Raw genomic sequence first — 23,826 nt, forward strand, 5'->3', positions numbered from 1 at the left:
GTCGTGCAGGCGCGCACCGCGGTACGGGCCGGAAGGGCAGCGTACTCCACCTCGCCGCCGGGACCCGCGGCGCGCGGGCCCGGCGGCCGGGCGGCCGGTCATGCGCCGTGTCCGATCCCGGGGTCGAGGAACTCGTTGGTCACGACGTCGGCCGGTTTCAGGCCGTCCTTGATGGGCTTCTTCTGCTCGGCGAAGATGGGCTCGTCGATGTCGATGATCTTCTGGACCCGCGGGGTCTCGAAGTTCCCGACGGTGGTGTCCTCGCCCTCGGCGTCGTCCGAGGCGATGCCGAGCTTCTTCATCTCGCCGATGCCGTACTTCGCGATGCCCTCGGTGAGCACGTCGCCGCCCTTGTACTGCTCGGCGATGTCGACGATGGTGGCGATCGTCGCGTCCGGGTCGCGCAGGTAGTCGACCTGCGACTGCTGGATGATCGGCACCAGCTTCTCCAGGCAGGGCGCCAGTTCGTCCTTCGCCTCGGGGCGGACGACGAGGGAGGGCCCGTAGATCGGGTAGCCGGCCTCGTAGACGAGCTGGCCCTTGACGGGCTTCATCCAGTCGTCGATCTCGTTCTCGAACATGTACGGGTCCTCGGCCGCGTACCCGGAGGAGGCGAGCTCGCCGCCGGAGGCCACGAAGCGCGCGGGCGAGCCGTCGAAGGAGCCGTCCACCTGGTCCTTCTTGAGGATCCCGGTGCCGGTCAGATACTCCATGTACGTGTCGCCGCCGGAGTACAGCACGGTGGTGTCCGACCTGCCGACGTCCTCGATGGTCTCGAACTCCGGATGGGTCTCGGGATCCCAGTAGATCATCGTCGGGTCCTTCTCCAGCAGCGCCAGCACCGCGGTCGTGGGCTGCGTGGCGGAGAGCTGGACGATCTCGTCGAAGCCGCCGACCACCCCGAGGTCGATGTCCTCGTCCGTGTACATCTGCGCGGAGGTGGCGGCGAAGCCGATCGCCGGGCCGCCGGCGCGCAGTTCGAGCGAGATGCCGGTGTCCTCGCCGCCGGCGACCAGGGGGGCGGTGGCCCGTTTGCTGTTCGCGTCCACCCGGGGGTCGTCACCGAGGAGCGCGTACAGCGGGCCGAAGGCGGTGGCGTTCGGCAGCCACGAGGTCTGCACCGTCACGGTCTCGGGGCACACGCCGGTCAGGTCGGCCGCGCCGCTCTTCGCCGCCGGCGCCGGCCTGCCGCCGTCGCCGTCCTGCTGCTCACCGCCGCCGTCGTCGCCGCAGGCGGCCGTGAGCAGCACGATGGCGACGAACGGCACGGCTAAGGAACGCAGGTGGATCTTCACGGGCATCGGGGGTTCCTCCGGAGGGGATCGGGGGGGTCGGATCTCGGTCGGGTCTCACGTGGCGGATGCGCGCATGCAGGCGGACACCTCGGCCGCGATGCGGTTCAGCTCGGGGTCGTAGCGCTGGGTCTCGGTCCGCGGGTAGCCGAACGGGACGGTGAACTCCCCGCAGATGCGCCCGGGCCGGGGGGACATCACCACGACCCTGGTGGACAGGTAGACCGCCTCCAGCACGGAGTGGGTGACGAAGACGGCCGCGAACCGCTCGGCGGCGAAGAGCCGGAGCAGGTCGTCGTCCAGCCGCTCGCGGGTGATCTCGTCCAGCGTGCCGAACGGCTCGTCCAGCAGGAACAGCTCCGGGCGTAGCGTGAGGGAGCGGGCCAGGGAGACGCGCATGCGCATGCCGCCGGACAGGGCGCGGGGCCGGTGGCCCGCGAACTCGGTGAGGCCGACCAGCTCCAGCGCGGCGTCGGCGCGCGTGCGCCGCTCGGCGCGCGGGACGCCGCGCAGCTCGCCGAAGAGCTCGACGTTCGTACGCACCGAGCGCCAGGGCAGCAGCGTCGGGTCCTGGAAGACGTAGCCGAGGCGGTCGGCGCGCGCGGCCACGGCGCCGGCGGAGGGCTCGACGAGGCCGGCGGCGATGCGCAGCAGGGTGGTCTTGCCGCAGCCCGAGGGGCCGACGACGGAGACGAACTCGCCGGCGGCGACGTCGAGGTCGACCGGATCCAGGGCGCGGGTGCCGTCGGGGAAGCGCTTCTCGACGGCGCCGAGGGAGAGGACCGGACCCGCGCCGGACACGGGCGCGGCCTTGTCGGCGTCCGCGACGGTCATGGGCCCACCTCCCGTGTGCGCCGGCGGGGGGTCAGTGCCGCCGGGCAGGTACATGCACCGCGGCGGGTGCCACGGGCTCGGGGCCACAGAGGCTACGGGATGGCGACACGCGCCGGTACGCGGGGTGCCCTGCGGGCGGCGGAGGGTGAGGGCGCTCCGGCTCGCCGGCCGGGCGAACGCGCGGCGGGCGCGGGGCCGTTACGCCGGCGGAGCGCCGGGACCCCGGGCTCCGCCGGCGGTGCGCGGCCGTGGCACCGCGGGCCGCGTGGGGCCCGGGACGGGGTTCAGCGGTCGTCGTGCGGGTGCCCCGGACGGGCCGTGTGGCGCCAGACGTCGAGCAGGCGGGCGGCCGAGCCGCCGATCGGGCCGACGGCGTCGGCGAGGACGTCCGGCGCGGGCAGCCGCGCGGAGCCCACGGCCGGCACCGCCTCCGCCGGATCGTCGATGGTCGAGGAGCACACCGCCAGCAGGTAGTCCGGCACCGTCAGCCCCGTGTCGGTGATGCCGACCAGCGGCACGCCGACCGCGGCGACCAGCGGGAAGACCGTCCCGGGGATGCCGACCGCGGCCTCCGCCCGCGCCGCGGCCTGGAGCGACGGCACGTCGCTGATCTCGTACGCGTCCCACAGCTTGGGGTCCTCGCGCGGGTGCAGGCCCACCAGGATCCGCTTCCCCGCGGCCTGCAGCTTCTCGGCCGCGGCGAGCAGCAGTTCGGTGCCCGGCGCGGCGCCGCCGGTGTCGTCGGGGTGCGTGACGCTGGTCAGGACGAGCACGAGCCCCGGCTCCGGCCGGTGGGCCGGCAGCGCGTCGGTCTGCGGCGAGCCGACCACCCGGATCCGGCGACGAGTGCCGAGGTAGCCGCCGAACGCGCGCGCCTCGGCCGGCGAGGAGGAGGTGACCGCGCGCAGCCGGGGCCGCAGCAGCCGCGCGCCCGGGGCTTGCTGCGGGCCGAGATACGCCAGTGAGCTGGCCGCCACCGGCAGCCGCCGGAAGCGCGCGGCGCACTCCAGCGGCCAGTCACCGGCGCCGGTGACGACCAGCAGATCGGCGGGCGGGGCGCTCTGCGGCGTGGCGACGGGCACGGGGTCGCCGGGCTGGACACCGGAGGTGTCGGGCACGAGCTGGGTGATCCGTACGCCGCGCCGTCCGGCCTCCGCGAGCAGCGGCTTGACGTGGTACGTGCCCCAGGGCTCGTTCGTGGCGACGAGCACCCGCAACGGCCGCCCGGGGCGCCCGTGGTGACCGCCGCCCGCCGTGGCGGGGGCGGCGCCCAGCGCGGCGAGGCCGGCGGCGCCGGCCGTCGCGGTGAGGCCGCGCAGCACGCGGCGGCGGGTCGGCGAGGAGGGCGCGGGCGCGGCGGATCCGGCCGCGGCGGCGGTTACTTCGGGGGCGGCCGGGCCTGCGGGGACTGCCGTGTCGTGCGTGGTGGGCATGGCGGCACGGTAAGGCACCGTCGCGAACTCGCAGGTGAACGCGGCACGAACAGCTCCCCCACGCTCCGCTCCCCGGCCTTTGGTCCAGACCTCTTGACGAAAGGTCTGGACCAACTTACCTTGTGCCGCAGCGCAACACGTACCTCTCCTGGCAACCCCACAGCCCAGAAGGCGAGCGTGTCATGCAGTCTGCGATCAGCCGGACGCTGCGTCTCTTCGGCATCGGCCTCACGCTGGTGCTCGCCGCCCAGCTCCCCGCCACGGCGGCGACCCCGCCCGAGGCGGCCGGGCCCGCGGCGGCCGACACCTGTCCCACCAAACCCAAGCCCGGGGGGAAGATCCTCCAGGGCTACTGGGAGAACTGGGACGGCGCCGCCAACGGCGTGCACCCGCCGTTCGGCTGGACCCCGATCACCAACCCCGACATCCGCGGCCACGGCTACAACGTCATCAACGCCGCCTTCCCCGTCATCCTCTCCGACGGCACGGTCAAGTGGGAGGACGGGATGGACAGCACCGTGAAGGTCGCCACTCCCGCCGAGATGTGCGCGGCCAAGGCGAACGGCGCCACCATCCTCATGTCGCTCGGCGGCGCCACGGCCGGCGTGGACCTCAGCTCCAGCGCCGTCGCCGACCGGGTCATCGCCACGCTCGTGCCGATCCTCAAGCAGTACAACTTCGACGGCATCGACATCGACATCGAGACCGGCCTCGTCGGCAGCGGCAACATCAACCAGCTCTCGACCTCGCAGGCCAACCTCATCCGCATCATCGACGGGGTCCTCGCCCAGATGCCCGCCGGCTTCGGCCTCACGATGGCCCCCGAGACGGCGTACGTCACCGGCGGCAGCGTGGTCTACGGCTCGATCTGGGGCGCGTACCTGCCCATCATCAAGAAGTACGCGGACAACGGCCGGCTGTGGTGGCTCAACATGCAGTACTACAACGGCAGCATGTACGGCTGCTCCGGCGACTCGTACCAGGCGGGCACCGTCCAGGGCTTCGTCGCCCAGACCGAGTGCCTGAACCGCGGCCTCGTCGTGCAGGGCACCACCATCCGCGTCCCGTACGACAAGCAGGCCCCCGGACTGCCCGCGCAGCCCGGCGCGGGCGGCGGCCACATGTCGCCGGGGCTCGTGTCGCAGGCGTGGAGCCACTTCGGCGGCGCGCTGAAGGGCCTGATGACCTGGTCGATCAACTGGGACGGGTCGCGGAGCTGGACATTCGGCGACAACGTCAAGTCGCTCCAGGGCCGCTGACCGCCGCGTCCCGGCCGCCCGCCTCCCCCCGCCGCGGGCGGCCGGGACGCCACAGAAGTCCAACCGGTGTCCGAAAAGTCCAATGAATTGGGGTGCGGCGTCTGTTGTGCCGCGCCCCTCGGCGGGATCAGATGGATCTCATGCACGATCCGGCACTCCCCGCCCACGAAGACCCCGCACCCGGCAACGGCACCCTGCCGCCGCGCGCGTGGTACGCCCGCTCCGACGCCGCCCGGCTGCCGCTGAACGGGGCCTGGCGCTTCCGGCTCTCCCCCACCGCCACCACCCACGACACGTCCTTCGCCGAGCCCGGCCACGACACCGCGGGCTGGGACGAGATCGCCGTCCCCGGCCACTGGGTGCTCCAGGGCGGCGGCCGGTACGGCGCGCCCGCGTACACGAACACCCTCTACCCCTTCCCGGTCGACCCGCCGCGGGTGCCGGCCGAGAACCCGACCGGCGACCACCTGCGCACCTTCGACCTGCCCGCCGGCTGGCCCGCCGCCCCGCCGAACGACGGCCTCCCTGACGACGGGGCGGTGCTGCGCTTCGACGGGGTCGAGTCGCACGCCCGGGTCTGGCTGAACGGCACGGAGCTGGGCGAGTTCAAGGGCTCGCGGCTGCCGCACGAGTTCGCCGTCGGCGCGCTGCTGCGCCCCGCGGGCAACGTGCTGGCCGTCCGCGTCCACCAGTGGTCGTCCGGCTCCTACCTGGAGGACCAGGACCAGTGGTGGCTGCCCGGCATCTTCCGCGACGTCACGCTGCTGCACCGGCCGGCGGGCGCCGTGCGCGACTTCTTCGTGCACGCCTCGTACGACCACGTGGCGGGCGCCGGCACGCTGCGCGTGGACTGCGCGCCCGGCGGCCGCGTCACCGTGCCGGAGCTGGGCGTCGACGTCGCCACCGGCGAGTCCGTCACGCTGCCGGTCGAGCCGTGGACCGCCGAGACCCCGCGGCTCTACGACGCGGAGCTGGCCACCCCCGGCGAGCGGATCCCGCTGCGGGTGGGCTTTCGCACCGTCGCCGTCCGGGACGGGGTGCTGACGGTCAACGGCCGTCGCATCCTGCTGCGCGGCGTCAACAGGCACGAGTTCCACCCCGAGCACGGCCGCGCCCTCGACGAGGCGACGATGCGCGCGGACGTGCTGCTGATGAAGCGGCACAACGTCAACGCCGTACGCACCAGCCACTACCCGCCGCACCCCGCCTTCCTCGACCTCTGCGACGAGCTGGGGCTGTGGGTGATCGACGAGTGCGACCTGGAGACGCACGGCTTCCACGCCGTGGGCTGGCGCGGCAACCCGGTGGCCGACGAGCGCTGGACCCCGGCACTGCTGGACCGCGCGGAGCGCATGGTCGAGCGGGACAAGAACCACCCGTCGGTCATCCTGTGGTCGCTGGGCAACGAGTGCGGCTCCGGCGCCGGGCTGACCGCGATGGCCGACTGGATCCGCGGCCGCGACCCCGGCCGCCTCCTGCACTACGAAGGCGACCCGGCCAGCGCCGACGCCGACGTCTACTCCCGGATGTACGCCGACCACGACGAGGTGCGCCGCATCGGCGAGCGCGCCGAGGACCCGCTCGACGACGCGGCGCTGGACGCGCGCCGGCGGGCCCAGCCGTTCGTGCTGTGCGAGTACGCGCACGCCATGGGCAACGGGCCCGGCGGGCTCACGGACTACCAGCGGCTGTTCGAGACGTACGAGCGCTGCCAGGGCGGCTTCGTCTGGGAGTGGATCGACCACGGCATCGCCCACCCCGAGCTGGGCTTCGCCTACGGCGGCGACTTCGGCGAGGAGCTGCACGACGGCAACTTCGTCTGCGACGGGCTGCTGTTCCCGGACCGCACGCCGTCGCCGGGGCTCGTCGAGTTCGCCCACGTGATCCGGCCGGTGCGCATCGAGGCCGGGGACTCCCCCGGCCAGGCGGTCGTCACCAACCTGCACGACTTCGCGGGCCTGGACCACCTCGCGTTCTCCTGGACGTACGCGGTCGACGGCGCGGAGACCGCGAGCGGTGAGGCGGCGGTGCCGCCGCTCGCGCCGGGTGAGAGCGCGAAGGTCGAACTGCCCGCGCCCGCCGCGCCGCCGGCCGGCGAGGCGCAGTGGACCGTCACCGCCCGGCTCGCCGCGGACACCGCGTGGGCACCGGCGGGGCACGTCGTCGCACGCGGGCAGTGGGCCGCCGCGCCGCGCCCGCCGCTCGCGCGGCCCGCGGGCGCGTCGCCCGTACGCGACGACGCGCTGGTCCGGCTCGGCCCGGCGACGTTCGACGCCCGCACGGGCGAGCCGCGGACGCTGGCCGGGGTGCCCGTGACGGGGCTGCGGCTGGAGGCGTGGCGGGCCCCGACGGACAACGACCTGGGTGCGGACTGGCAGCCCGGGACGGACCTGGCGCGGCGCTGGCGCAAGGCCGGGCTGCACCGGCTGCGGCACCGTACGGACGCGGTGGAGCCCACGGACGGCGCGCTGACGGTGCGTACCCGGGTGGCACCCGCGGCGACCGACCTGGGGCTGGCCGCGGAGTTCCGCTGGACCGCGGACGCGGACCGGGTGGCGCTGACCGTGTCGGTGACGCCGCAGGGCGACTGGGCCGGCCTGCCGCTGCCGCGGCTCGGGATCCGCTTCGCGCTGCCCGCCGGGTACGGCACGGTGCGCTGGTACGGCGGCGGTCCCGGCGAGGCGTACCCGGACACGGGCACCGCGGCGCTGCTGGGCCGCTGGTCGGCGAGCGTGGACGAGCTGCAGACGCCGTACGTGCGCCCGCAGGAGAACGGCGCGCGCGCCCGGGTGCGCTGGGCGGAGCTGACCGGGGCCGGCGCCGGGCTGCGGGTCGAGGGCGAGCCGGAGTTCGCGCTGACCGCGCGGCGCTGGACCACCGCGGAGCTGGACGCCGCGACGCACCGGCCCGACCTGGTGCCGGGCGACCCGGTGCACGTCACGCTGGACCACGCCCGCCAGGGCATCGGCTCGGCGTCCTGCGGTCCCGGCGTGCTGCCCCAGTACGCACTGGCGGCGCGCCCGGCGGCGTTCACGTTCGTCTTCTCCGCCGCGGGGAGCTGACGCGCGGGGCCCGCCCCCGCCCGGATCCTCCCGGGCGGGGGCGGGCCGTGGCACCGGTCTTCAGGCCGGGGCGGTCCCTGCGGTCACCCGCGTCAGAAGAGCGAGTACAGCAGCCGGTTCGGCGAGCCGGTGCGCGGGTCCTGCACCTTGTTCGGCGTGGTGTTGTCCACGATGGCCTGGCCGACCTGCGCCGGCGTGGCCGAGGGGTTGCCCTGGAGGTACAGCGCGGCGACGCCCGCGGTGTGCGGGGTGGCCATCGAGGTGCCGGAGATGGTGTTCGTGGCGGTGTCGTTGGTGTACCAGCCGGAGGTGATGCTCACGCCCGGCGCGAACAGGTCGAGGCAGGTGCCGAAGTTGGACCAGGACGCGCGCCGGTCGGTGTTGTCCGTGGCGCCCACCGTGATCGCCTCGGGCACCCGGGCCGGCGAGTAGTTGCAGGCGTTCTGCGGCTGCCCGAAGATGTTGCCGTTGCCGGCCGCGATGGCGTACGTCACGCCGGAGGCGACGGACCGCTCGACGGCGTCGTCAAGCGTGGTGCTGGCGCCGCCGCCCAGGCTCATGTTGGCCACGGACGGGCCGGAGGCGTTGGCGGTCACCCAGTCGATGCCTGCGACGACGCCGGCGGTGCTGCCGGAGCCGCTGCAGTTCAGGACGCGTACGGCGACGAGCTTCGCCTCCTTGGCCACGCCGTACGTGCTGCCGCCGACGGTGCCCGCGACGTGGGTGCCGTGGCCGTTGCAGTCCTGCCCGTTCTGGCCGCCGCCGACGGTGTCGGTGCCGACCGAGGCGCGCCCGTCGAACTCGTCGTGCGTGGTGCGGATGCCGGTGTCGATGATGTAGGCGGTGACGTCGGCCGCGGTGGTGTCGTACGTGTACGTGGTGCTCAGCGGCAGGTCGCGCTGGTCGATGCGGTCCAGGCCCCAGGTGGCGTTGTTCTGGGTCTCCATGGTCCGTACGACGGCGTCCTGCTCGACGTACGCCACCCGCGGGTCGCGGGCCAGCTCGGCCGCCTCGGCCTTGCTCATCTCGGCGGAGAAGCCGCGCAGCGCGGTGCGGTAGACGTGCTCGGGGCTGACGTCCGCGGTGCCGGCGAGGTCGCGCGCCACGGAGCGGGTCTCGGACTTGGCTACCTCGCCGTTCTTCAGCACGACGATCCACTGGCCGTCGAGGGCCGTCGCGGCCGGGGCGAGCCGTAGATCGCCTTCGGCGGGGGCGCTGCCCTCGGCGGGGGCGCTGTTCGCGCCGGTGCCGGCGGCCAGTTGGAGGCCGGCGGCAAGGCCGAGCGCCGTCAGCACGGTGGCCGCACGGCGCAGGGGTGTGGGGGTGAGTCTCATCTCGTGCACCAGAACCTTTCGTTGACCGGATCACGGGCAAGGAGGTGCAGTGCGGTGCGGATGGCCCGCCGCGGTGTCGGCGGTGCCCCGGCAGCGTCTCGCATGCCGGACGCCCCGACAAGTGGCAGGTTCACGCCAATTACGAGCCGAAGGCACTGGTGGCGGCGGCGCGTGGCGGGGTGTGCGGGGCCGGCGGGGACTCAGGTCGAGACGGTCCCGGCCGCCGCGGTGCCTGCCGCGAGGGCGTCGTGCAGCGCGCGGGCGGCGGGCGGGACGGCACGGGTGCGGCTGCGCCGGAGCACCAGGTGCACGGCGGGGACCGCGGCGCCCGCGAGGGGGCGCCAGGTGACCGCGCCGTGCCGCTCCAGCGGATCGCCGACGACCCCGAAGTCCGGCAGCACCGTCACCCCCAGCCCCTCGGCGACCAGGTACTTCGCCGCGTCGGACGTGTCGGCCGCGTACGCCGGCAGCGGCGGGCGGGCGGCGCCGAGGCGGTGCAGCAGGCGGTGGACGAGGCACCCGGAGCGCACCCCGACCAGCGGCTCGGCGAGCAGCTCCACGGCGCCGATCTCGTCCAGCTCGGCCAGCGGGCTCGCGGGGCTCAGGCACACCACGGGACGGCCGCGCAGCAGGTCGGTGTCGTGCAGGTCGGGGTGGGGGTCGTCGCCCGCGAGCCGGACGACGAGGCCGAGGTCGAGCCCGCCTTCGAGGAGCCCGCGGTGCAGGGCGTCCGGTGCCGCGGCGACGATCTCCACCCCGGTCAGGGGATGACCCGCGCGGAACTCCCGTACGGCCGGGGCCAGCACCGACGCGGCGACCGCGCCCCCGGTGCCGAGCCGGACCGACCGGCCGGCCCGGTGCTGCTCGTCGGCGGCCCCCCGCAGCCGGTCCACGGCGTCGAGCACGGCGGCGATGTGCGGCAGCAGCTCCCGGCCCGCGTCGCTGATCCGCGCCCCGGACCGCCGCCGGTCCAGCAGATCGACGCCGAGCTCGCGCTCCAGATTCCGTACGGTCTCGCTGAGCGCCGGCTGCGACAGGTGCAGCGATTCCGCGGCGCGCCGCAGGGAACCGAACCGGGTCACCGCGGCCACGTACTCCAGTTGCTGTATGCGCACCCCGACCCCCTGCTCCGCCGCAGGTCGAACACCCTAGCGCCGGGCGCGGGGAGCGCTTCGGGCCGGGGCGGGCGGGGTGACCGGAAAATGACCCCGGGGAAAGGGGAAATGCCTCGTCACGAAGGTTTGTGAACGCTGCGTTTCGGGTTTGTGCAGTTCCGGGGTCAGGGGCCGGATACCGCGAGGCGCACGCCGTCGAACGGACGGACCCGAAGGGACCTGTCGGTCCGGGGAGACCGCCGCCGGGCCCCGTCAACGGCCGCTGAGGCACGGCGCGTTCGCACAGAAGTGCAGTGGTACAGACCTCTTGACGCATTGGTCTAGTCCTTTTAACCTGCTCCGCAGACTCGGAGGTGCTCCACCACGGGGCCTGCTGACCCGCCCCGCGGACCGCGGAAGGCCCGGCACCCCTCCGCCCGGGCCTTCCGCTCCGGCCGCGGCGGGCGCGCCACCCACCCCGCCACGCGCGCCCGCCGCCCCGCTGCCGCCCGCGCCGTCACCGCGGGCGGCAGCGCCCTTTCCCCGGATCCCGGGAACACGGGAATGCGGAAACACGGGAATACGGAGCCGCCCTCCTGTTGTCGGCATGGGGAGGACCACAGGACACCCGACGACCAGGAGGACCACGTGGCGGCAGCGGACGTGACGGCACCCGACGCGCAGGACGGGATACGGGGGCGGGTGGAGGGCTCCGCGCCCGTGCCGCTGTCCGTGCTGGACCTGGCCACCGTGGGCGCCGGCTACACGGCGGGCGACGCGCTGCGCACCGGGGTCGCGCTGGCCCGGCTCGCCGAGGCGCGCGGCTTCCACCGCTACTGGGTCGCCGAACACCACTCGATGCCCGGCGTCGCCTCCTCCTCGCCCGCCGTGATCCTGGCGCACCTGGCCGCGCACACGACGGCCATCCGGCTCGGCTCCGGCGGCGTGATGCTGCCCAACCACGCGCCGCTCGTCGTCGCCGAGCAGTTCGGCACGCTGGAGGCGCTGGCCCCGGGCCGCGTCGACCTGGGCCTGGGCCGGGCGCCCGGCACGGACGGCGCGACCGCGGCGGCACTGCGCCGCACGGAGCGGCTGCACGAGGGCGCCGAGGAGTTCCCGCAGCAGTTGGCGGAGCTGATCCGGTTCCTCGACGACGACTTCCCCGACGGCCATCCGTACCGCAGGATCCACGCCGTGCCGGGGCCGGTGCAGGGCACGGCGGCCGGCGGGGTGCAGTCCCTGCACCGGCCGCCGGTGTGGCTGCTGGGCTCGTCGATGTTCAGCGCCCGGCTCGCCGCGGAGCTGGGGCTGCCGTTCGCGTTCGCCCACCACTTCGCCGGGCAGCACACCGGGCCCGCGCTGGAGCTGTACCGGGAGGCGTTCCAGCCGTCGGCGGTGCTCTCCGCCCCGTACGCCCTGATCGGCGTCTCGGTGCTGGCCGCGGAGGACGGGCGGGAGGCGCGGCGGCAGGTGGCCGCGGGGGCGCTCAGCATGCTGCGGCTGCGCACCGGCAGGCCCGGTCTCGTGCCCTCGCCGGAGGAGGCGGAGGCGTACGAGTTCAGCCCGCTGGAGCGGGAGTTCGCCGACTCCTGGATCGCCAACGTGGTGCACGGCACCCCGGACGAGGTCTGCACCGGCCTGGGCGATCTGCAGAAGCGCACGGGGGCCGACGAGCTGATGCTCACCACGAACGTGCACGGGCCCGAGGCGCGGCTGCGCTCGTACGAGCTGATCGCCGACGCGTACGGCATGCCGGCCGGCGCGGCGGCGCAGGGGTAGCCGGGGCGGTGCCCGGAGCCCGGCTGCGCCGGTTGCGTAGCGGCTCCGGGCACCGCCTTCAGACGCCTTCGCCGAGCAGCGCGCCGGGACGCTCCCGGCCGGCGGTGACGTCGACGCGCTCGCCCGTCTCCTCGTCGACGACGCCGACGCGGATCGCCGGCGGTCGCGGGCTGTCGAGATCCGCCTTCGCGTCCATCGCGAAGACCACGGACACCGGCCGGCCGGCGCCCTCGGCGCCGTCCCGGCCGGTGTCGTGCAGGCCGGTGTAGCGCAGGAAGCGCCAGCCGTCGTCGTCCCAGTGCTCGCGCAGCCCGGAGCGGACGACGTGGGTCACCGTCTGCCAGGCGAGCGAGCGTTCCAGCAGTTCGACGGAGCCCTCGACGGGCACCGCCTCGGGGTCGCCGCCGGGACCGGGACCGCCGTGCAGCGGGTGCCCGAAGAGCCGCAGCCGCAGCCGGCGCAGCGGCAGCCGGACGGCCCGGTCGGGGTCGCCGAAGAGCAGCCAGGCCAGCGCCGTGCCGGCGGCCAGCAGGCCGAGCGCGGCGCCCGGCCCGTCCCGCAGCGCCTCCCACCAGGGCCCGCCGGCCGGTGCCGGCAGACCGCCCGCGCCGTCGGCCAGCACGACCGCTCCGCCGGCCAGGACGAACCCGGCCCTGGCGAAGGCCCGTACGCCGATGGGCGCCTTGTCCCGCGCGGTGCAGCCGCAGGACGAGTCGGGCGCGGTGGCCTTGGCGTAGCCGAGGTACGCCGCGAAGCCCGCGCCGGCGAGCGCCGCGAGCGCCCCGGTGACCAGCGGCACCGGCAGGGCCACCAGCGCGAGCGCGACGAGCAGTTCCGCCGCCCCGACCGCGCGCAGCGCGACCGTGGCGCGCGGCAGCCCGCCGAGCTTGCGCTCCAGCACGGTGCCCGATGCCTGGACCGGGGTGTTGCGTCCGAACAGCTTGGTGCTCCCGGTCCAGCCGAGCACGCCGCCGACCAGCAGTGCGATCATGCTGCCTCCGTCCTCGAAGTGGCCGCGCGGGTCAGTGCCCGACCGTGATCCTGGCGATGTCGATCGCCCCGTCGTTGGGGCGCCAGGCGCCGAGCACCAGCGCATGCTGCCCCATCCGCACCCCCGACAGGTCGTCGGTGAGCGCGGCGCCCGCGTAGGAGGCGGTGGAGCGGCCCGGGACGATGCGGCCGATCAGCTCGCCGCCGTGGTACCCGAGCTGGAGCCGGTCCTTGCCGATGCCCCGGACGGTGACGTCGAGGTTGACGATGTTCACCCAGACCGCGTCGGCGGCGATGGTGCCGTCGGGCATCTCCAGGCCGCGGGCGTAGAGGCCGTCGCCGGTCTCGACGTCGTCGGCGGTGGTGGGGTGGAGCTTCCAGATGCTGGTGGCGTTGGTGAGCTGGATGCGGTGCCGTTCGCCGTGCGAGCCGGCGACGTGCAGCAGGGTGCCGCCCTCGATGCCGGTGATCAGGCCCTCGGCGAACGAGGTCGCGGCGACCGCCGGGTCGAGCGGCGGGGTGGGCGCCGCGAACGCGGCGTCGGGGTCCACGGCGCCGAGCGCCGTGGCGCCGACGACGGTGGCGCCGCCGAGTGCGCTGGCGGACAGGAAGCGCCGCCGGTCGAACGTCGAGCCCGTTGCGTGGTTCATGGCCGCGCCTCCTTCACTCGTAGATCCACACGCCGGTCTTGCCGGAGCTGAGGCTGGCGATCTGGGAGTACGCCGCGGGCGTCAGGTCGAGGATGCGGTTGGTACGGCAGACGCCGTTGCAGCAGGCCGCCTCGCCGCAGAAGCTCTTGGTGCGCGGGCCGCAGTCGGTGATGGTGATGCAGACGGCCGCCTTGGAGCACTCCTGGACGACGCGCATGACGGCCCCGCAGCCGCGGCGCGGGATGCCGCCCTCGCCGCACAGGTCGGGCCGGGTGATGTTCCAGCACGCCGCGGAGGCGTTCGGCCAGGCGCCGTGGTTCGAGGCGGAGCGGCAGTTGCCGCAGGCGCCGCCGCCGGCGGAGCCGCAGGGGCCCCAGGCGGCGCCGCAGCAGAACCAGGTGGCCTCGCCGCGCCAGAGGTAGTTCGTACTGCAAGCCATGTGTTCGAGCTCCCTTCAGATTGGCCCGTACATGACAGTCCGGAGGTCATGTGGGGGTGGTGTACGGGGTACCGAGAGCCCGCCGGGGGACATGGATGGCGGACGGCCCGAGCGTGACGTGCCCCACACGTACGGTCAATCGGGCGCCGCGGCGCCAGTGGACCGGTCCTCTGGTGTAACCGCCGCGCAAGGCGGCCCGTACGGCCGCGGGCGCTCCCGCGCCGGGCCGCGCGCTGCCGCCCCCCGCGTGCCGCCCCGCGCTCCCCGCACGCCGCTCCCCGGGCCGGCGGGACGTGACACGATAGGGGCAACCGGCGGTCCGCGCCGGGCAGTTGTGTCAAGCACACGGGAATGCGGGAGAGGGGAGCCCGGTGACCGGTCTCAACAAGGGTGTCGGCAAGGTCGAGGTGGCGCTGAAGTGGGACCCCAGTCCCCTCGGGGCGCCCTCCCACGACCTGGACCTGATCGCGGCGACGTACACCGCCGACGACCCGCGGGGCGAGCCGGCCTACCTGGTCCACTTCGACCGCCGCGCCCCCGACGGCACGATCACCCTGCAGCGGCACAGCCAGACCGGGCAGGGCTTCGGCGCCGACGAGGTGCTGACGCTGGAGTTCGCGCGCATCGCCCCCGCGTACGCGCGCGTGGTCGTCGGCGTCGCCATCCAGCAGGGCGGGGGACGGCTGACGTTCGGAGAGGTGTCCGGCACCCGGGTCCTCGTCCGCGACGGCCACGACGAGGTGGCCGCCGACGACTTCGCAGGGGTCGCCGCCGCCACCGCCGCCACAGTCGCGGAGTTCGTCCGCCAGGACTCCGGCACCTGGCGGTTCCGCCCCGTGGTGCAGGGCTTCGACACCGACCCCGCGTCGTTCTCGGCCCTCATGGGCTCGGTGGGCGGCGGTTGACCGCCGGCGCCGGCCCCGGGGGATGCCACCGCGCCACGCGAGGCCGGCGGTGACACCCCCCGGGGGCGGCGCTAGCGCCGCCAGGTGCTGAGCGAGTCGGACAGCTCCGCCGCGGCGGCCACGACGCGGTCCGTGATGTGGCCGGCGCGCTCGTCGTCGATGCGGAAGTCCGGCCCGGCGACCGTGACCGCGGCGACGACCTTCTCGCCCACCCGGATCGGCGCGGCCACCGCCCACACGCCCTCGTCGACCTCGGCCTCGCTCTTGGACCACCCCTGCGCGGCCACGGCCTGCACCTCCGCCAGGACCGCGTCCCGCTCGGCGGGCGACGGCGCGGGGCGCAGCCGCTCGAAGTAGCGCTGGGCCCACGCCTCCCCCATCGCGGCGAGCAGCACCTTGGGCCCGGCGCCGCGGTGCAGGCTCATGATCTGCCCCGGCTCGAACGACAGCCGGATCGTGTGCTCGGGCTGGCTCATCTCCACGCAGGTCGCGAAGTCGCCCACGCGCCTGATCACGAGCGCCGCCTCGCCGGTGTCCTTCGACAGCCGCTCGACGAGCGGACGGAGCACCCGGGAGACCGGGAACGCCTGCTCCGCGCTGCGGGCCAGCAGGAAGATCCGCGGCGAGAGCACGTACGTGCCGCCGCCGTTGTCCTCCACCATGTCCATCTCGCGCAGCAGCGAGACGAACCGGTACGCGGAGGGCACCGAGATCCCGACGGAGTGCGCGATCTCCTCCACGCTCAGCTCCGGCCCCTTCTCCGTGAAGAGAAGAAGGATCTTCAGGACTCGCCTGGCGCTGTCCACGCCGGGGGTCCGCTCCCGCCCTTCAGACACGATGCGCTCGCCCTTCTGTGCTCGTGGTGTGGCCCCGGGTGCGTCAGGCGGAGTACGTGCCGACGAGCCGGTTCTGCTCGATGACGCGATCGCCGTACGCGCTCAGGAACTCCTCGCGCGACGGCTCGCCCGCGACCGGGGTGTCGAGGGCGTACACCCAGAAATAGTAGTGATGGGTGCCGTGCCCGGGCGGCGGCTGGGGTCCCGAATACGCCCTGTCGCCAAGGGAGTTGGGGCCCTCGCGGACCGTGCCGGCCGGCCCGGGGGCGGACACGTCGGGCGCGGCCGGGTCGATCCCGTAGACGACCCAGTGGGTGAAGCCGTGCGGCAGCGGCGCGTCGGGGTCGTGGAGGATCAGCGCGAGTTCGGCCGTGCCGGCGGGGACTCCGGTGATCTCGACCTCGGGGGCGGCGTTGCCGTGGCCGGCGGCGTGCCGGTCCGGGATCCGCTCGCCGGGGCCGAAACCGCGGGCGGCGACGGCGAGGTCCTCGATGTTCAGGGGCATGGGTCCTCAGGTCCTCTCGGTGGCGGGACGCGGGCGGGGTCGGCCCGTCGTCCGGTCGAGCATGCGGACGATCTCGTCCGCGACGGTGTGCGGGTCCTCCTCGGGCACGTAGTGGTCGAGCCCGGAGAGTTCGACGGCGCGGAAGTCCGGGCGCAGTTCGCGGGTGGCGGCGAAGGCGCGCGGGGAGACGACGGCGCTGTGCTCGCCGCGCAGCAGCGTGACGGGGACGCGGACGGCCCGCGTCTCGGCGTCGAAGTCGCGGCGCAGTCCTTCGACGGTGCGGACCATGGCCGCGGGGTCCGCGAGCGGGCGCAGCACCGGGCCGGCGCCGGCCGGGGCGTAGCCGTAGCGGCGCCGGCGGCGGACGGCGTCGGCGGGCAGCAGGGGGTAGCGCTCGCGCAGATACGTCTCGACGTCCGTCCCGGAGGCGAAGGCGCGGTCGCCGCCGCGTACCCGCGTCTCCAGGGCGTCGAGCACGGCCGGTTCGACGTACGGCGCGTAGTCGACGGCGACGACGCCCGCGACCAGGCCGGGGTGTGCGGCGGCGAGCACGACGGCGTTGCGGGCGCCGAGGGAGTGCCCGACGGCCACCACGGGGCCGCAGTCCAGCGCGCGGATCAGCGCGTGCAGGTCGGCGGTGTACGCGGCGGCGTCGTAGCCGGCGGCGGGCCTGCCGCTGCGGCCGTGGCCGCGCTGGTCGACGGCGACGGTCCGCACCGTCCCGCCCAGCCGCTCGACCACCGGATCCCAGACGCCGAGGGTGGCGGTCGTGCCGTGCAGCAGCACGACCGCCGGGCCGGCACCCGCGTCGCGTACGCACAACTCCACCTGTCCGGCGCGCACGTACGTCAGCCCCGCCGGCGCGTCAGGGGGTGCGGCGGAGGTCGCGTGCGGCGGCGGGTCCGCCGGCTGCGGTGTGCGGTTCACGGTCGGCTCCCGCCCCCTCAGACCGGCTTGATCGCGGAGAGCGCCTTGCGGACGCTCACCAGCCCGTCGACGATGTCGGACCGCTTGGCGGCCACCTCGCCCTCGCCGTACTCGTACAGGCCGCCGCCGGTCTTCATGCCGAGCCTGCCCTCGGCGGTCAGCTCGGTGACCAGGGAGGAGACGCCCGTCTCGGTGGACAGTTCGCGGTTGAGGTAGGAGCCGACGGCCTGGTAGATGTCCAGCCCTGCCATGTCGACCAGCCGCATCGGGCCGATGACGGCGAGCTTGTAGCCGACGCCCCACTTCACGACGGTGTCCAGGTCGCGCTGGGAGACCACGCCCTCCTCGACGAGGGCCATGCACTCGCGCAGCACGGCGTACAGCACCCGGTTCTCGACGAAGCCGGGCACCTCCTTCTCCACCACGGCCTCGTAGCCGAACGCCTCGACGATGCCGACGAGCCGGTCCTCGGCGGCGGCGTCGGTGCGCTCGCCCCTGACCACCTCGATCATCGGGATGAGGTGCGGCGGGTTGGACCAGTGCATGCCGATCAGGCGCTCGGGGTGGGCCATGTCCACCGCCATGTCGGAGATCGGGATGCCGGAGGTGTTGGTCGCGATGATCACGTCGTCCCGGACCGCGGCCTCGACCTGGGCGAGCACCGTCTTCTTCAGCTCCAGTTGCTCCGGCACCGCCTCGATGACGAGGTCGGCGCCCGCCAGCGCCTTCGCCTGGTCCCGTTCGAAGGTGACGGAGCCGCCGGGGGTGACCGGCACGTCGAGGCGGTCGAGGTGCGTGACGACGCCGGCGCAGGTTCCCTCCGCCCGCGCCAGGGCCTCTTCGCTGACGTCGTGGAGCCGGACCTCGGATCCGTAGCGGGCGAGCAGCGCGGCGATGCCGGGCCCCATGCTCCCCGAGCCGAGTACGGCGCTGGTGGTGGGAATGCTCACGATGGTTCCTTTCGTGCTGCGGCTGCTCCGGCTGCCGCGGATGCGTGGCGGGCTCAGCGGGCGGCTTCGAGCCGGTCGAGCTTGCGGTTGAAGTACATCCAGTAGTTGTCGCGGGCGCGTTCGGGGTAGATGCGGCGGTTCTTCTCGACGCTCTCGTCGGCGTCCGGCGGGTCGTACGGCAGGCCGGAGGCGGCCAGCGCGAGCTGGAAGGCCGCCGCCTTCTCCAGGAAGATCCCGGCGAGCGTCGCGTCCCGGACGTTGCGGCCCACGAACGAGGCGCCGTGGTTGGCCTGGAGCACGGCGTCGGCGTCGCCGAGCACCCGGGCGAGGTCCCGGCCGAGCTCCTGGGTGGTGATGATGTGGCTGGTGGCGTCGAAGCGCGGGACGCCGTGCTCGGCGAACCACACGCCGTGGTTGTTCACCGGCTCGATCCGCGCCCGGCCGGCGCCGAAGACCGTGGCCTGGAACGGGTGCGAGTGGCCGACGACGTCGACGTCGGGCCGGGCGCGCATGATCTCGGCGTGCAGCGGCCATTCGAGGTGGCGCAGGCCCTGGCCTTCGAGGACGGCGCCGTCGAAGTCGATGAGGATGTGGTCGGCGGCTCCCACCTCCTCCATGCCGAGGTTGCCGCGCTTGAGCCACAGCCCGCGGCCGTGCGGGTCGCGGTACGACAGGTGGCCCATGGACATGTCGCCGTGGCCCTCCATCTCCAGGATCCGGTGGGCCCTGGCGAGGTTGTCGAGCACGTTGGCGACGGAGTCGTCCTGGGAGTACAGCGCATCGCTGGTCTGCATCGGATTGCCTCCTTCTCAGCGGGCCCGGCCGGCCGCGGCCTGCTCGCGCGCCCCGGCGACCGTCAGGCCGCCGACGCGCTCGTGGATCCGGCCGCCGCTGGCCACGGCCACGCACACGAACAGCTCGTCGGGGCGCGGCACGTCGGGTACGGAGACGGTGACGGCGTCGTAGTGGGAGCGGACGTACACCTCGTCCTTGTACGCGAGCGGGATGTCCAGCGCCGCGCCCGCGGACGCGGTCTTGGTCGCGGAGGAGATCCACGCCGCGCCGCCGCCGACCGCCTCCCGCAGAGCGTTGCCGAAGACGGTGGTGACGCAGGCGACGACGTGCTCCTGTTCGCCGGCGAGTCCGGCCAGCCCGCCCTTGCCGTAGCTCTCCACCGGCGCGTCGCCGAGGAGGGCCGCGGCCCGCAGGCCGAGCGCCGTCCCCAGCGCGGCGCTCGGCGCGGTGAGCGCGGACAGGTCCTCGGCGTAGCCGCCGGCGAACGGGTTCCTGATCACGACGCCGCAGACGGCCTTGCGCAGCGGCCGGGCGGCGACGGGGCCGTTCTCGTGCAGCGTCTCCTCGACCAGGCCGACCCAGCGCCGTACCCGGTAGTCCTTGGTCACCTGCTCCTCGGGGGTCATAAGGACCATCTCCTCTCAGTGGTCTCAGTGAAGTCCGGTGCTGGCGCGGCCGCCGGGGGGCCGGGGGCGGAGCCCCCGGAACCCTTTCGGCACCCGCCCCCGGCGGAGCCGATCAGCTCCGCACGACGGACAGGGCGTGGCGGTTGGGGTTGGTCGGGTCGTACAGGGCGGTTTCGAGGTTCTCCAGCGTGAACTGGTTGCCCTCGGACATCGCGCGGGTGGCGGCGAAGTCGGCGGAGCGGCGCTGGCAGCGGTCGGTGAACGGCCGCTCCAGCTCCTCCCACCCGGCCAGGGCCGCCTCGATGCCGCCGTCCTCGGCCTCGGTGGCGGCGACGGCGAGGGTGTAGGCGTTGGCCATCGCGCAGCCGGCGCCCTGCGCGAGCGCGGGCGGCATGGCGTGGGCGGCGTCGCCGACGAGGGCGACGGCGCCGCGGCGCCACTCGGCGACGGCGGTGGTCTCGTAGCCGTAGTAGCGGGGGTCCGCGGCGGTGGCCGCGGCCTGGAGGACGGGCGTCAGCTCGGGGTACGCGGACGTCCACAGGTCGAGGTCGATGGGGGTGCGGCTGCCCTGTTCGTCGGCGCGGGGCGCGCCGAGGGCGAGGTAGAGCTCGCGGTCGTTGCAGGGCACGTAGAGCACCCGCAGGTAGCGGGGTTCGAGGTTCCAGAAGTCGATGACGTTGTCCCACTCGCCGGTGCCGAGTTCGGCCCTGCGGCGCGGCACGAGGAAGCGGGTGATCCCGTCGCGGGACTTCCAGCGCTCCTGCTCGACGCCTATGGAGTCGCGGACCTTGGACTTCACCCCGTCGGCGCCGACGACCAGGTCGGCGTAGAGCGTCTCGCCGGAGGCGAGGGTGACCCGGCCGCGGGGGTCGGCGGCGACCACCTCGGAGCCGGTACGGATCTCCACGCCGGCCGCGAGCGCGGTGTCCAGCAGGCACTTGTGCAGATAGGGCCGGGTCATCGTGCGCCAGGGCAGGCCGCCGAAGTCCTCGTGGGACACGCTGGCGTGCTGGAAGCGGGTCTCGTAGTACGGCGGCGTCATCGAGTCCGCGAGCACCGCCTCGTACGCGCCGATGGCCTTCAGCACCTTGAGGCTGTTGTGCCACAGGACGATGCCCGCCCCCTGCTCGCGCAGCTCCGCCCCCTTCTCGTGCACCCGCACCGACCACCCGCGCTGGGCGAGCGCGGCGGCGGCGGTCAGGCCCGCGAACCCGGCGCCGGACACCTCCGCGTGGCGCCCCCGCCTGTCAACCGTGGTTTCCATAGCTCCGCTCTCACTCGTCGCGCCGGCCGCCCGGAGGCGGCCGGCCGCGCCTTCAGTTGCCGGCGTCGTTCCCGGCACCGGACGCGGCGCCGGCCTTCGCGGCCTTCTCGACGAACTTCTCCTGGTGGACGTCGGCGACGCTCGGCGTACCGCCCTTGAGCACGTCCTGGTCGGCGAGGGTGTCGATGGTCGCCTGCCACGTCCCGGCGTCCATCGCCCCGAGGCCGTGCTGCTCGGTGGCGTCGCTGGTGAAGGTGTGGTCGATGTCCGCCTGGATCTGCCGCTCGAACAGGTCCGCCTTGTCGCGGTTCTCCGGGGAGGACTCGGCGAGGATCCGGGCGGTCTCGCCGGGGTTCTTCATGACGTAGTCGAACGCCTTGACGTAGGCGTTGGTGAAGCGCTGCACCAGAGCGGGGTCGTCCTCGACCATGTTGTCGCTGGTGAACAGGCCGGAGCCGTAGCCCGCGTAGCCGTGCTCGGAGCCGAGCAGGACGTCGAGCGAGCCCTCGCCGCCGGCGGCGTCCTCCAGTTGCGGCACCTCGGCGTCGATGTAGCAGGGGACGGTGTCGACCTTGCCCTGGATCAGGTAGTTCTCGTACGGCGGGGTGACGCTGACCTCCTTGAGGTCGTCGCGGTCCAGGCCGTTGGCCGCGAGCAGCGCCTGGTAGAAGAGGAAGGTCGAGCCGGCGGCGTGGATGCCGGCGGTCATGCCCTCCAGGTCGTCGATCGACGTCAGCTTGTTCTCGTCCTTCACCGTGCACATGGCCAGCGGCGAGGTCTGGTTGACGGCGGCCAGGGTGGTGACGGGCACGTCCTGGGAGCGCGCGGTGACGAGGGAGGGCAGGTCGCCGAAGCCGAAGTCGGCGCGGCCGGTGCCGACGATGCGCAGCGCGTCGGGCGAGCCGGTTCCGGTCTTGATGTCCTCGACGTCGATGCCCTCGTCCTCGAAGTAGCCGAGCTCGTCGGCGACGAAGAACATGCCGTGGTTGCCGCGGAGTTGGTAGTCGAGCTGCACGGTGACCTTGTCGAGTCCGCCGTCGGCGGAGTCGCCTCCCGAGTCGCCGCCGCAGCCCGCGAGAAGGAGCGCGGCGGTCGTCGCACCCGCGATACCGGCGACGGTTTTCCTACTCTGCCTGAATTTTTTTCCGGAGGGGAACATGAGGAACTCCTAGTGCAGGAGAGAATGCCAAGCCGGATTCAACGGACGGTGTCGGCCGTGATGTGCGGGAAGCGTTTGCGGAGCACGAACTCCAGCAGCGACATCCCGTAATAGAGGATCAGGCCGAGCAGGGACACGAGGGTCAGGGCCGCGAACATGAGCGGGGTGTCCAGTTGCGTCGAGGCGAACTGGATGAGATAGCCGAGGCCGTTTTCGGCGCCGGAGAACTCCGCCACCACCGCGCCGATGACGGCGAGGGTGATCGCGATGCGCATGCCGGCGAAGAGGTACGGCAGCGAGGTGGGGATCCGGATGCGGGTGAGGATCTGGTTCCGCGACGAGCCCACGGACCGCATGAGCAGCAGCAGGTCCTGGTCGATGGCCTTGAGGCCGACGATCATGTTGAGGGTGATCGGGAAGAACGTGATCACCACGATGAGCAGCAGCTTGGGCGCCAGCCCGTAGCCGAACCACAGGATGAAGATCGGCGCCAGGGCGACCTTGGGAACGACCTGGAAGAGCACGATCAGGGGGTAGAGCGCGCGCTCCAGCCAGCCGAAGCGGACGATGAGCACGGCGAGCAGCACGCCGATGGCGAAGCTGAGCAGGAAGCCGTACAGGATCTCCTGGGTGGTGACCCAGGTGGCGTCCCACAGCATGTCCCGCGAGCGCCACATCTCGGCGAGGAACTCGCTCGGCTTGGCCAGCTCGAAGCTGGAGATGCCGAAGACCTCGACGGCCAGCTCCCAGAGCACGAAGCCGGCGACGAACACGGCGAGGCTGGGCCACACGCGCCGGAGCCAGGTGCGCACCGCGCCGCCGCGGGCGCGCGCGCCGCCGGGGCGCCGTCGGGCCGGCTTCTTCACGTCGTCCTGTGCGAGCACCATGTCAGACCGTCGCTTTCGGTTCCAGGTGGCCGCGCAGCCGTGCCGTGTACTCGGTGAACACGGGGTCGTCGAGGACCTCGCGGGTGCGCGGCCGGGGCAGGGCGACGTCGAGCGTCTCCAGGAAGCGGCCCCGGTCCAGGCCCATCACGTGCACGGTGTCGGAGAGGAAGACCGCCTCGGAGAGGGAGTGGGTGACGAAGACGACGGTCTTGCCGGTCGTCGCCCAGATCTCGGCGAGCTTCAGGTTCATCTCGTCCCTGGTGATGGCGTCCAGGGCGCCGAACGGCTCGTCCATCAGCAGGATGGCCGGGTCCATGGCCAGCGCGCGGGCGAGGGACACCCGCTGCGCCATGCCGCCGGACAGCTCGTGCGGCAGCTTGTCCTCCGCCGCGGCGAGGCCGACCAGCTCCAGCGCCCGGCGTGCCGCGGGGGCGGCGTCGGCGGCGCGCTCGCCCGCGGCGATCTGCCGCAGCATGCTCGCGTTCTGCAGCGCGGACTTCCACGGCAGCAGCGCGGGCCGCTGCGGCACGAGGCCGATGACGCGGCCCTTGACCGCGTCCGCGGCCGGCCGGCCGCCGATCCGCACGGCGCCTTCCGTGGGTTCGAGAATGCCGCCCAGAATTTTCAGCAGCGTGCTCTTGCCACAGCCTGAGGGGCCGAGCAGCGTGACAAAGCTGCCGGGGGTGACGTCGAGGTCCAGGTTCTCCAGAACCGTCTGTTCCTGCTCGCGCCGAGCAAAACTCATCGCGATACCCTGCGCTGAAATCCCCATGGATTCCATGGAAAGCTCCTCCCCGCGCATCAGA

General features: G+C 73.8%; 22 protein-coding genes. 4 read left to right on the forward strand and 18 right to left on the reverse strand.

The genetic code is table 11. The features are described 5' to 3' along the window. Nucleotides 1-98 precede the first annotated feature (98 nt). The 3 genes from O7599_RS02870 to O7599_RS02880 form a co-directional block, all read right to left on the reverse strand. Nucleotides 99-1,301: a hypothetical protein gene (locus O7599_RS02870; protein WP_281620473.1), complete on the reverse strand. Its 1,203-nt coding sequence runs from the start codon at nt 1,299-1,301 to the stop codon at nt 99-101. 48 nt (nt 1,302-1,349) lie between these two features. Then, nucleotides 1,350-2,126 (reverse strand): ABC transporter ATP-binding protein, encoded by a 777-nt coding sequence (locus O7599_RS02875; protein ID WP_281620474.1) that lies wholly within the window; start codon nt 2,124-2,126, stop codon nt 1,350-1,352. Between the two features lie 284 nt (nt 2,127-2,410). After that, nucleotides 2,411-3,559: a hypothetical protein gene (locus O7599_RS02880; protein ID WP_281620475.1), complete on the reverse strand. Its 1,149-nt coding sequence runs from the start codon at nt 3,557-3,559 to the stop codon at nt 2,411-2,413. A 182-nt stretch (nt 3,560-3,741) separates the two neighbouring features. Between O7599_RS02880 and O7599_RS02885 the strand changes: the two genes are divergently transcribed. Together O7599_RS02885 and O7599_RS02890 are read left to right on the forward strand one after the other, a co-directional pair. Then, a complete protein-coding gene (locus O7599_RS02885; protein ID WP_281620476.1) occupies nt 3,742-4,818 on the forward strand; it encodes a chitinase in 1,077 nt (358 codons plus the stop codon). A gap of 131 nt (nt 4,819-4,949) precedes the next feature. Beyond that, entirely contained in the window at nt 4,950-7,880 is a 2,931-nt protein-coding gene (locus O7599_RS02890) for a glycoside hydrolase family 2 TIM barrel-domain containing protein (RefSeq protein WP_281620477.1), read from the forward strand. A 92-nt stretch (nt 7,881-7,972) separates the two neighbouring features. Here the strand turns inward: O7599_RS02890 and O7599_RS02895 are convergent, their stop codons facing one another. Together O7599_RS02895 and O7599_RS02900 are read right to left on the reverse strand one after the other, a co-directional pair. Further along, complete coding sequence (locus tag O7599_RS02895; protein WP_281620478.1) at nt 7,973-9,223, reverse strand: S8 family peptidase; 1,251 nt, start codon at nt 9,221-9,223, stop codon at nt 7,973-7,975. 191 nt (nt 9,224-9,414) lie between these two features. Beyond that, nucleotides 9,415-10,329, reverse strand: coding sequence for a LysR family transcriptional regulator (locus O7599_RS02900; RefSeq protein ID WP_281620479.1), 915 nt, complete (start codon nt 10,327-10,329; stop codon nt 9,415-9,417). 627 nt (nt 10,330-10,956) lie between these two features. Between O7599_RS02900 and O7599_RS02905 the strand changes: the two genes are divergently transcribed. Further along, nucleotides 10,957-12,087, forward strand: coding sequence for an LLM class flavin-dependent oxidoreductase (locus O7599_RS02905; protein WP_281620480.1), 1,131 nt, complete (start codon nt 10,957-10,959; stop codon nt 12,085-12,087). A 58-nt stretch (nt 12,088-12,145) separates the two neighbouring features. On the opposite strand, the gene O7599_RS02910 is transcribed toward O7599_RS02905, so the two are convergent. From O7599_RS02910 to O7599_RS02920, 3 genes are read right to left on the reverse strand one after another with little or no spacing between them, the layout of a single operon-like run. Beyond that, nucleotides 12,146-13,078: a MauE/DoxX family redox-associated membrane protein gene (locus tag O7599_RS02910; RefSeq protein WP_281620481.1), complete on the reverse strand. Its 933-nt coding sequence runs from the start codon at nt 13,076-13,078 to the stop codon at nt 12,146-12,148. A 31-nt stretch (nt 13,079-13,109) separates the two neighbouring features. Next, nucleotides 13,110-13,727: a cell wall protein gene (locus tag O7599_RS02915; RefSeq protein WP_281620482.1), complete on the reverse strand. Its 618-nt coding sequence runs from the start codon at nt 13,725-13,727 to the stop codon at nt 13,110-13,112. A 13-nt stretch (nt 13,728-13,740) separates the two neighbouring features. Beyond that, entirely contained in the window at nt 13,741-14,166 is a 426-nt protein-coding gene (locus tag O7599_RS02920; RefSeq protein ID WP_281620483.1) for a hypothetical protein, read from the reverse strand. Between the two features lie 371 nt (nt 14,167-14,537). Between O7599_RS02920 and O7599_RS02925 the strand changes: the two genes are divergently transcribed. Continuing rightward, a complete protein-coding gene (locus O7599_RS02925; protein WP_281620484.1) occupies nt 14,538-15,071 on the forward strand; it encodes a TerD family protein in 534 nt (177 codons plus the stop codon). A 71-nt stretch (nt 15,072-15,142) separates the two neighbouring features. Here the strand turns inward: O7599_RS02925 and O7599_RS02930 are convergent, their stop codons facing one another. The 10 genes from O7599_RS02930 to O7599_RS02975 form a co-directional block, all read right to left on the reverse strand. Further along, complete coding sequence (locus O7599_RS02930; protein ID WP_281620485.1) at nt 15,143-15,907, reverse strand: IclR family transcriptional regulator; 765 nt, start codon at nt 15,905-15,907, stop codon at nt 15,143-15,145. 43 nt (nt 15,908-15,950) lie between these two features. After that, nucleotides 15,951-16,412 carry a YbhB/YbcL family Raf kinase inhibitor-like protein gene (locus O7599_RS02935; protein ID WP_281620486.1) on the reverse strand — a complete coding sequence of 154 codons (462 nt, stop codon included), beginning with the start codon at nt 16,410-16,412 and terminating at the stop codon, nt 15,951-15,953. 6 nt (nt 16,413-16,418) lie between these two features. Next, nucleotides 16,419-17,339, reverse strand: a complete 921-nt coding sequence (locus tag O7599_RS02940) for an alpha/beta hydrolase (protein WP_281620487.1) — start codon at nt 17,337-17,339, stop codon at nt 16,419-16,421. A 17-nt stretch (nt 17,340-17,356) separates the two neighbouring features. Then, the gene (locus O7599_RS02945) at nt 17,357-18,289 is read right to left on the reverse strand and encodes a 3-hydroxyacyl-CoA dehydrogenase NAD-binding domain-containing protein (protein ID WP_281620488.1); all 933 of its coding nucleotides are present in this window, start codon (nt 18,287-18,289) and stop codon (nt 17,357-17,359) included. Between the two features lie 53 nt (nt 18,290-18,342). Next, nucleotides 18,343-19,083 (reverse strand): class II aldolase/adducin family protein, encoded by a 741-nt coding sequence (locus O7599_RS02950; protein ID WP_281620489.1) that lies wholly within the window; start codon nt 19,081-19,083, stop codon nt 18,343-18,345. A 15-nt stretch (nt 19,084-19,098) separates the two neighbouring features. Beyond that, on the reverse strand, nt 19,099-19,710 hold the full coding sequence (locus O7599_RS02955) for an amino acid synthesis family protein (protein ID WP_281620490.1): 612 nt from the start codon (nt 19,708-19,710) through the stop codon (nt 19,099-19,101). A 112-nt stretch (nt 19,711-19,822) separates the two neighbouring features. Then, nucleotides 19,823-20,974, reverse strand: a complete 1,152-nt coding sequence (locus O7599_RS02960) for an NAD(P)/FAD-dependent oxidoreductase (RefSeq protein ID WP_281620491.1) — start codon at nt 20,972-20,974, stop codon at nt 19,823-19,825. Nucleotides 20,975-21,026: 52 nt separating this feature from the next. Next, nucleotides 21,027-22,133, reverse strand: a complete 1,107-nt coding sequence (locus O7599_RS02965) for an ABC transporter substrate-binding protein (RefSeq protein ID WP_281620492.1) — start codon at nt 22,131-22,133, stop codon at nt 21,027-21,029. Nucleotides 22,134-22,171: 38 nt separating this feature from the next. Beyond that, on the reverse strand, nt 22,172-23,020 hold the full coding sequence (locus O7599_RS02970) for an ABC transporter permease (protein ID WP_281620493.1): 849 nt from the start codon (nt 23,018-23,020) through the stop codon (nt 22,172-22,174). 1 nt (nt 23,021) lies between these two features. Next, the gene (locus O7599_RS02975; RefSeq protein WP_281620494.1) at nt 23,022-23,765 is read right to left on the reverse strand and encodes an ABC transporter ATP-binding protein; all 744 of its coding nucleotides are present in this window, start codon (nt 23,763-23,765) and stop codon (nt 23,022-23,024) included. Nucleotides 23,766-23,826 lie beyond the last annotated feature (61 nt).

Source organism: Streptomyces sp. WMMC500 (assembly GCF_027497195.1).
In the GTDB taxonomy this organism is placed as follows: Bacteria; Actinomycetota; Actinomycetes; order Streptomycetales; family Streptomycetaceae; genus Streptomyces.

Excerpts from the sequence above, each read along its gene's own strand:
- O7599_RS02870 (WP_281620473.1), bottom strand. The coding sequence starts at position 1,301 with ATGCCCGTGAAGATCCACCTGCGTTCCTTAGCCGTGCCGTTCGTCGCC.
- O7599_RS02875 (WP_281620474.1), bottom strand. The coding sequence starts at position 2,126 with ATGACCGTCGCGGACGCCGACAAGGCCGCGCCCGTGTCCGGCGCGGGT.
- O7599_RS02880 (WP_281620475.1), bottom strand. The coding sequence starts at position 3,559 with ATGCCCACCACGCACGACACGGCAGTCCCCGCAGGCCCGGCCGCCCCC.
- O7599_RS02885 (WP_281620476.1), top strand. The coding sequence starts at position 3,742 with ATGCAGTCTGCGATCAGCCGGACGCTGCGTCTCTTCGGCATCGGCCTC.
- O7599_RS02890 (WP_281620477.1), top strand. The coding sequence starts at position 4,950 with ATGGATCTCATGCACGATCCGGCACTCCCCGCCCACGAAGACCCCGCA.
- O7599_RS02910 (WP_281620481.1), bottom strand. The coding sequence starts at position 13,078 with ATGATCGCACTGCTGGTCGGCGGCGTGCTCGGCTGGACCGGGAGCACC.
- O7599_RS02915 (WP_281620482.1), bottom strand. The coding sequence starts at position 13,727 with ATGAACCACGCAACGGGCTCGACGTTCGACCGGCGGCGCTTCCTGTCC.
- O7599_RS02920 (WP_281620483.1), bottom strand. The coding sequence starts at position 14,166 with ATGGCTTGCAGTACGAACTACCTCTGGCGCGGCGAGGCCACCTGGTTC.
- O7599_RS02935 (WP_281620486.1), bottom strand. The coding sequence starts at position 16,412 with ATGCCCCTGAACATCGAGGACCTCGCCGTCGCCGCCCGCGGTTTCGGC.
- O7599_RS02950 (WP_281620489.1), bottom strand. The coding sequence starts at position 19,083 with ATGCAGACCAGCGATGCGCTGTACTCCCAGGACGACTCCGTCGCCAAC.
- O7599_RS02955 (WP_281620490.1), bottom strand. The coding sequence starts at position 19,710 with ATGACCCCCGAGGAGCAGGTGACCAAGGACTACCGGGTACGGCGCTGG.
- O7599_RS02960 (WP_281620491.1), bottom strand. The coding sequence starts at position 20,974 with ATGGAAACCACGGTTGACAGGCGGGGGCGCCACGCGGAGGTGTCCGGC.
- O7599_RS02965 (WP_281620492.1), bottom strand. The coding sequence starts at position 22,133 with ATGTTCCCCTCCGGAAAAAAATTCAGGCAGAGTAGGAAAACCGTCGCC.
- O7599_RS02970 (WP_281620493.1), bottom strand. The coding sequence starts at position 23,020 with ATGGTGCTCGCACAGGACGACGTGAAGAAGCCGGCCCGACGGCGCCCC.
- O7599_RS02975 (WP_281620494.1), bottom strand. The coding sequence starts at position 23,765 with ATGAGTTTTGCTCGGCGCGAGCAGGAACAGACGGTTCTGGAGAACCTG.